Source organism: Polaromonas sp. P1_G2, assembly GCF_056405515.1.
This window is the reverse complement of the sequence record NZ_JBFUBY010001702.1, coordinates 1-366: the sequence shown is the minus strand read 5'-3', so window position 1 is coordinate 366 and position 366 is coordinate 1. Positions and strand designations below refer to the sequence as shown.

Genomic DNA, 366 nt, shown 5'->3' with positions numbered 1-366 from the left:
GGCCGTGCCAGGCTGGGGCCGAACAGGCCGCGCAGGTCGCCGCGCTCGAAGTACTCCATCGCGATGTAGGCATGTTCGTCGGTGAAGCCCTGGTCATAGATCTTGATGACGTGCGGATGGTCTATCTTGCACAGCAGGGCGTATTCCTGGATGAAGCGCACCAGGTGCTCGGAGGCTTCCTTGCCGCGCGAATCGAGCACCTTGAGCACGATGGGCAGGCCGTCGGACTCGCGTTCGCTGAGGTAGACCTCGGTCATGCCGCCCGCGCCTATCTTGCGCGTGATGCGGTAGCCCTTGAGCCGCACCGGCTCGGTGCTGGCGTCGAAGCGCAGATCCTTGAGGGCCGACAGCTTGGAGTCGAGGGGG

Annotated in this window: 1 protein-coding gene; it reads right to left on the bottom strand. The window is 64.8% G+C overall.

Translation table 11 applies throughout. From position 1 onward, the window contains the following. The coding region (locus AC1D0P_RS32190) for a protein kinase domain-containing protein (RefSeq protein ID WP_477680434.1) at window positions 1-366 on the bottom strand (366 nt) is incomplete at both ends.